We start from the raw sequence: 363 nt of genomic DNA on the forward strand, positions 1-363 counted from the left end.
CTTTCCTTTTTGTCGTAAAACGCCTAAATCGCTCTTGATGAATCCTTTATATATCCATCGATAGATTGTACTGTACGATGGTCCCTGTTCGTGAAAGAGCCGTCCGGCGATCTGTTCGGGAGACCATGTCTCTCGCAGTTTCGAAAGGATACATGAGCCAAGCGAAGTGCTGAACAGCGTGCGTGCTCCACAATTCTTTTTTTGCATCTCATAACGCAGTCCGGCGTTGATCGCATTGTAGGAAGGATTCCGTTTGAGCTCACGTGAAATCGTGGACGGCTGTCGTCCGAGATGCTGAGCGATCTTTCGCATTGAAAATCCAAGCTCTAGATAAGTTTCTATTTTGACTCTTTCTGATGTGGT

At 46.3% G+C, this 363-nt stretch carries 1 protein-coding gene; it reads right to left on the reverse strand.

Features of this window, described 5'->3' with window-relative positions:
- Positions 1-363: helix-turn-helix domain-containing protein (locus KNQ15_RS16680; protein ID WP_214730126.1), on the reverse strand; the 363-nt coding region annotated here is incomplete at both ends.

Origin of the sequence: Exiguobacterium sp. s168, assembly GCF_018619035.1 — a bacterium.
Classification (GTDB): Bacteria; Bacillota; Bacilli; order Exiguobacteriales; family Exiguobacteriaceae; genus Exiguobacterium_A; species Exiguobacterium_A acetylicum.